The sequence below is a fragment of the Microcoleus sp. CZ3-B2 genome (assembly GCF_036705055.1).
Classification (GTDB): domain Bacteria; phylum Cyanobacteriota; class Cyanobacteriia; order Cyanobacteriales; family Microcoleaceae; genus Microcoleus.
Genome location: NZ_JAUBTN010000032.1, coordinates 66,080 through 72,138, shown reverse-complemented (window position 1 = coordinate 72,138; position 6,059 = coordinate 66,080). Strand labels below are relative to the sequence as shown.

Genomic DNA, 6,059 nt, shown 5'->3' with positions numbered 1-6,059 from the left:
TTTCCTAGCAGCTTCACTATTTTTATTCATTTTACCTCATTTTTAAATAGTCTCATACTTATTTGAAATGACTATAAATTCACTGTTGACTGTTGACTGTTAACAGTTAACATCATGTATGAGTGCAACCGGAATTGATATCATTAGTCTCGATATAGCGGTTCTCAATTTTCGTGAAATAGTAACCAATGCCCTGCGCGGGCCAATGCCCTTGATATTATTCGATCGATCCTAGTTTTTGTAAGCGCGAACGAATAGCAGCCGGCTGTCGCTGAAATCTCTGAGCTAATTCGCCAATTTGTTGACCGCTAGCATATTCTTTCTGCAAATTTTCGTCTTCATCCTGACTCCACTTTACATAAGCTCTGGGATATTTTTGGCGAATTTTATCGTTCTGGTTTTTAGGTTGATAGACACGATCGGGCATCTGAGAACTGTCAGACTCCAAATTCGAACCACCGGCGTTCAACTGCGGGTTGATTGCACCGCCACGATTAGCTACAGCTTCCTGTACGCGGTTGGGAATTGCAGCAATTTCTTGAGCAAGCTCGACCAAAGCATTGTCTGCTTTTTGCTGAATTTCTGTTAGCTGCCGCTGCTGCAAACTGCCCCACTGCGGCAGTTCGTTGATAAACTGCTGCAAGTCGAGAATGATTGTTGTCAAAGTTTCGATTTGTTGCAACTCCGGGCGCTGTTTGAATTGGCGACTGGTGACTTCGATCTCGCTTTGAATCATTTTAATCGTTTTTTCTAAAATGATTAGTCGCTGGCGCAGGTTCTCAATGGCGGAAATTAGAGAGTGTACGTTTTCTCCCGATCCAACATTGAGGTTTTCGCGAGATGTTTGGCCTAGGGCTTCGTCTAGGGTATTTACAGCAAGTTGCAATTGCTCGATCGCGCGATCGGTAATAGTTGCTTGTTGATTTACGCGATCGAACACAGCCGCCGTACTTGTTTTAACTTGGCCGTGCAGCTTCTGCCGGTTCACAAAATTCAACACCAGCGAAATCACTACAGGCACTTCGACATAAACGCCCTGCTGCCAAACCAAACTAGCAGCCAATCCCGCAGCCGAAGCAGCCAGAAAAACCAATTCAGCAGTATCTAACAAATTGCTAGGCTGGGATTTTTTGATTGTAGTTGGTGAATTGGATGGTGACATAGGCTAATACCATTTTTGATTTTTGATTTTTGATTGGGAATGACCGAGGTCTATGGGAGTTGGGAGTTTGCCTATAATTGCATTATTTTTAAATCAACTATAAATATGCAGGTAAAAATAAAGTGCGATCGGATGCAGGCCGTGAATTGAGCAGCGGTGAAAAACAAATTAAATTTTTTATTAACCGTGATCTCATTAAATATATTAAATCTGCAAAATTACCCGAGCTAAAGAGAAATAAATCAAAACTCCAAGGACATCAACGGCGGTGGTAATAAAAGGAGCAGACATTAAAGCTGGGTCTAAACCCAAAGAACGAAATAGAAACGGCAGAGATGAACCGGCAAGAGAAGCTAAAATTGCGATCGCCAACAAACTTACTCCCACTGCGATTGCCACTGCTAAATTCCCTTGCAGAGTGTAAGCCCAGCCCGTTGCTACAGTCCCTAATATAGCTCCTAACAGCGCTCCCGCCATCCCCTCGCGCACAATTACTTTAAACGGGCCCATCGCCGTAATTTCGTCAGTGTTCAAACCGCGAATTATAACTGTTGAAGACTGGGCTCCGACATTGCCTCCAGTGCCCGTCAGCAGCGGAATAAAGGCTGCTAGGGCGACTACTTGCTGCAAAATATCTTCTTGCGCTCTAATAATTGCCCCAGTGACTGTATTGGTTAAGAGCAGAACAAACAGCCACACGACCCTTTTGCGAGCAACCGTGATCAAATCGGTCTGAAAATAATTGTCGCCGCCGGACTGGACACCGCCCAAGGTATAAATATCTTTATCGGCTTCTTCTTCTAAAATGTCGATCGCATCGTCAACTGTAATGATCCCCACAAGACGCTGTTCGCGGTCTACAACGGGCACTGCTAAAAAATCGTAACGCTGGATCAGCCTAGCTACTTCTTCTTGATCCGTTCCAGTCTGAACAGAAACTACATCGCGGGTCATAATTTCGCCGACAGTTTTGTCCAGGGGAGAAGTGACTAAATCCCGCAAGGATAAAATGCCCGTCAGGCTGCGGGCTGCGTCGGTGACATAAAGAGAATAAATTGTTTCAGTAGTTCTAGCCAAAGAGCGAATTCGGTCTAAAGCTTGGGCGACGGTAAAGCTTTCTTTGAGAGAAATGTATTCTGGGGTCATGATCCGGCCGGCGGTACTGGCTTCGTAACCCAAAAGTTGGGCCGTAGCTTCGCGTTCTGTTGGGCTCAATTGACCTAAAAGGCGGCGGACTAATATCGCCGGCAGTTCGTCAAACAGTTTTGCTCGATCGTCCGGCGACATTTTGTCTACAATGTCGAGGACTTCTTGGCGTTTGAATTTTTCGCAGAGGGACTGCTGAACGCTGGAGTCGAGATATTCGTAAACTCCGATGGCTTCGTCTTTGGAAAGTAACCGGAAAGCTATTACTTGCATGGTTTCTGGCAGGCCTTCGATCGCTTCAGCGATGTCGGCCTCCTGCACCGGATGCAAAATCGCTTTTGCTCCTTTAAAGTCTCCTTGTTCTAACAAAGCCCTTAACTGCGATCGAACTAATTCCCGCAGTTCTTTTCGCGCATAAGTGGGAAGCGAAGACGATTGATAACTTTTTTCTGTCACTGATGACCCTCCTAATGCCCTTTTCGCTTTTCGATTTTCGCATAGAAGATTATCGATTAAAGAATTGGGGATGACTTACGGAGTCAGCGGTTTTGGAGTTTACCTACAGTTACATTTTTGGGGGAAACTGGTATAAACCTGTGCTGCGCGCCTTCCTGAATCCAGTTTAGAGCCTATTGACACCACTCGTCGCAGCGATCGAACTTGCCATGACACAATCCGCACTTTACCAGAAAAAATTGGTTTAAAGCCTCTCCCTTGAAGGATCGAAGAAAAAAATTAATTTTCCTCGCCCGCAATCTCCTGGCGATCGAGCGCGGGGTAACTGTCCACCTATATGCTGTCAACTGTTGAACCGATTTGGGATCAAATACATTTATTTTGATCGGCGACACTCATCGGTAGGAAAGGAGAATTGGGCCCGAACACTTTTTCCAACAAATTCGTAGAACTTTGATTGCGAATAAAATTATTGACCGTTTCTTTCCATTCAGTATCACCTGCAGGCAGGATCATGCCATAGGAAATGCAGGTTAAAGGCTGCTCCGGTATCAAAGAATACTGGTTTTGAGTTAAACCCTGTCTCAGCGCTTCTCCAACTAACAGCATTCCATCGCTGGCGAAGGCATCGATTTTTCCTGCTGCCGCATCTGTTACACCAGACTCTCTCCCCGCCATACCTTGATAAATTTTCTGGTTGGCTAGTTGATATCTGCCTGCAATGAATTGTTCGGTAAGAGAACCGCTCAACACGCCAATTGTCGCCCCTTGCAGGAATCCCGAAGGATTGACTCTCAGTTTGTTTTCTGGCTTGACTAACAGATAGGTGCCGCTGTATAAAAAGGGTAGCGAATAGGCAATTCCGCTGGGGGGATTTTGGAGGATTGTATTGGGCCCGCATTCCAGGTGAGCGCGCTTGCTGGTGACGCTACGAAATCGCCCTTTTTCGGCTGATTCGTTGAGGTTGGTTTCGAGTTTTTCTAACCGAACAGAGCGATTTAATTTCTTTTCTAAGTCAGCTCGGAAAAGCTCTAACCCTTCGATGCAAACTCCTTGCCACTTTTCGCCTTCCAAGTAGCCGAAGGGAGCAGCATCTTTTCTGATGCCGACTTTCAGAATGCCGGTTTGCTTAATTTCTTGCAGTGCTGTTTCGGCGGAGGCAACTGAAGGTAAAACTGCGGGAAACAATATCGATAAGACGCAGCCGATCGCTGCAAACTTTAGGCTTTTGCTGGTGATTTTTTTGCTTGTCACTTTGGCATTTCTATAAATATTTGACCGATTATATTATACAAATAAAACAAATATTGTCAATATATTTTGGGAGTTAATGGGGCGCTTTTGAACTATGCCTGGTAAGGCAGAGCGATCGGCTATGCCGACTAAATCGCGTGCTGAGGCTCTTCTTTGCTGGCATGGGTTCCCAGGAAGTTCCGGGGAACCGGTTAACTGCATCATTTCAAGTTCAATGGTAGTTTTGCGACAATAATTAGTTACTGATTTAACGAAAGTCGATCGCTAGATTGCCATCCTATTTGGCATCCAAATTAAACCAATAACTGATACTTTTCTTGTGCCAAACGGTAAAGCGGCCGCCACACCAAACGGTTAGTCAATACCACCAGCAGCGACATCACAGAAGTGGCTGCTAATAGCAGAGGAAAATTGCCCGATGCCGTGGCTTCAGAAATCGTCTCGCCCAAGCCGCTTGTTTTAATTATTTCACCTTTAAACTGCACGTATTCGCTGACAATACTCGCATTCCAAGCTCCCCCCACCGCCGTAATAATTCCTGTAATTAAGTAAGGGAAGATTCCGGGAATAATTAAAGTTTTCCAGCGCTGAATTAGTGAAAGCTTGTAAACTTGCGCGGCTTCAAACAATTCCGATGGTATGGATTGAGCGCCGGCAATCACATTAAACAGCAAATACCACATTGTACCCAACATCATCAACGCCACAGAACCTATTTGTAAGCCGCCTCCTGCGTGAATTAAAGCTAGCAGCAATACAGGAAATAAAGCCGTTGCTGGTACAGAAGCGGCTATTTGTACTAAGGGTTGCAAAAGTTGAGCTAAACGCGGATTTCGCCCGATCGCCACTCCGAGGGGTACTGTCCACAACAGCGATAAAAATAGGGCGCAAATGACTCGTAAAGCGGTAAAAAATGCACCTCCCATGACTTTTTGCCAGTCCGAAAAACTCAGCAACCTGAGCAGCAGCACTGCTTCCCATGTTCCCCAAAGCACGATCGCGGCAAACCCGCACAGAAACAGCCAATTTATCCAATTTCCGAGGCGGCTTTGCGGGCGATCGCTTTTTGGTAAGTTAGCAGGTGTAAAAGCTCTGGCTAAAGTGCGATCGAAACTGTCGCCAAGGGGCGAAATCCGCGATTTCAACACCCGCAGTGTGGGCGATCGCCTTAAAAAATCCAACACCTTTGACTGCGGTACGTTGGTAGCTTCCACGGTTTGATATTTAAATTTTTCTGCCCAAGCAATTAAAGGCTGCCAGATAAAAAAGTCGATCGCTACAATCACACCAATTAATATTGCTAAGCCCCAACCGATCGCCCCAAAATTGCCTTCATTGGCTGCTTTGCCCAAATAGGAACCAAGTCCGGGCAAATTAAAATTTTTGTCGCCCAAGGTAAAAGACTCGATCGCAATCAAAAAGAACCACCCGCCAGCCACTGACATGACGCTGTTCCACACCAGTCCGATCGCACCAGCGGGCAATTCTAACGTCCAAAATTGCTGCCAAGCATTGAGGCGATAAACTCGTGCAGCTTCCTTTAGTTCTTGCGGAATGCCGGAAAGCGACTGATAGAAACTAAAGGTCATATTCCAAGTCATTCCAGTAAATATTAAGATAATCGATGCGAGTTCTACGCCGATTCTTTGACCTGGAAATAAAGTCACTAGGGCTAAAACAACTCCGGGCAAAAAAGATAAAACCGGAATTGACTGCAAAATATCTAACAAGGGAATTAAAATTTTTGCTGCTAGGGCAGAACGGTAAGCAGAATAAGCATAAACCAAGGTAAATAGCAAGGATAAAAAATAGGCGGCTGTCATGCGTAAAAGAGTCTGGGCTGTATACCCTGGCAAGACATTTAGTGTGGTTTCAATTTTAAAATTAGGGTTGTACTCACCGTTGAATTGAGATGCTGTTTGAACGATTACGAAAATTAGAGAAAATATCGCTAGAATCAGCAATCCGTCTTGCCAAGTCCAAGCGGATCTTTCTAAAGTTTGATTGGCGGGTATTAGGGGTCTTGTCATAATTATTAGTT

General features: G+C 45.1%; 5 protein-coding genes. All 5 read right to left on the bottom strand.

Going from position 1 to position 6,059, the window contains the following annotated elements; all coding sequences use genetic code 11:
• Window positions 1-217: 217 nt before the first annotated feature.
• The gene (locus QUA97_RS16100; RefSeq protein WP_194069266.1) at window positions 218-1,162 is read right to left on the bottom strand and encodes a hypothetical protein; all 945 of its coding nucleotides are present in this window, start codon (window positions 1,160-1,162) and stop codon (window positions 218-220) included.
• A gap of 204 nt (window positions 1,163-1,366) precedes the next feature.
• A complete protein-coding gene (mgtE, locus tag QUA97_RS16095) occupies window positions 1,367-2,764 on the bottom strand; it encodes a magnesium transporter (protein WP_194069264.1) in 1,398 nt (465 codons plus the stop codon).
• Window positions 2,765-3,130: 366 nt separating this feature from the next.
• Window positions 3,131-4,018: an amino acid ABC transporter substrate-binding protein gene (locus QUA97_RS16090; RefSeq protein WP_194069262.1), complete on the bottom strand. Its 888-nt coding sequence runs from the start codon at window positions 4,016-4,018 to the stop codon at window positions 3,131-3,133.
• Window positions 4,019-4,051: 33 nt separating this feature from the next.
• Complete coding sequence (locus QUA97_RS16085; RefSeq protein WP_194069260.1) at window positions 4,052-4,222, bottom strand: hypothetical protein; 171 nt, start codon at window positions 4,220-4,222, stop codon at window positions 4,052-4,054.
• A gap of 89 nt (window positions 4,223-4,311) precedes the next feature.
• Window positions 4,312-6,048, bottom strand: a complete 1,737-nt coding sequence (locus QUA97_RS16080; protein WP_194069258.1) for an ABC transporter permease — start codon at window positions 6,046-6,048, stop codon at window positions 4,312-4,314.
• Window positions 6,049-6,059 lie beyond the last annotated feature (11 nt).

Bases quoted from the DNA above. Each gene is read 5' to 3' on its own strand.
- QUA97_RS16100 (WP_194069266.1), bottom strand. From the start codon at position 1,162: ATGTCACCATCCAATTCACCAACTACAATCAAAAAATCCCAGCCTAGC.
- QUA97_RS16085 (WP_194069260.1), bottom strand. From the start codon at position 4,222: ATGATGCAGTTAACCGGTTCCCCGGAACTTCCTGGGAACCCATGCCAG.
- QUA97_RS16080 (WP_194069258.1), bottom strand. From the start codon at position 6,048: ATGACAAGACCCCTAATACCCGCCAATCAAACTTTAGAAAGATCCGCT.